General features: G+C 61.7%; 1 protein-coding gene. It reads left to right on the forward strand.

Annotated elements, in window-relative coordinates; translation table 11 throughout:
* Positions 1-220 (forward strand): LOG family protein (locus SB764_RS40125; RefSeq protein ID WP_410866769.1); only part of this gene is annotated, 220 nt, incomplete at its 5' end.
* Positions 221-274: the final 54 nt, after the last annotated feature.

Here is a 274-nt window from a genome sequence, read left to right on the forward strand (position 1 = left end):
GACCCGAAAGGTCACCTCGTTCCCCATCGTTCTGTTGGGCGTCCGTTTCTGGGGGCCGATGCTTGAGTGGATCAAGGGCACGTTGGTGGAGGAGGGGATGGTCTCCGAAAAAGACCTGGACCTGATCCAACTGGTAGACGATCCGGCCGACGCAGTTCACCGCGTGCTCCATGGGGCGCCCCTCCCGCCGGCGGCCAACGGCAATCAACGCCCTGAATAGCCGCGTCTTTCTGGCACCATGGACCCTGTGAGCTTTTTCCTGGTGTTTCTCGCG

Source organism: Paraburkholderia sp. SIMBA_027, from assembly GCF_046535315.1.
Classification (GTDB): Bacteria; Pseudomonadota; Gammaproteobacteria; order Burkholderiales; family Burkholderiaceae; genus Paraburkholderia; species Paraburkholderia tropica.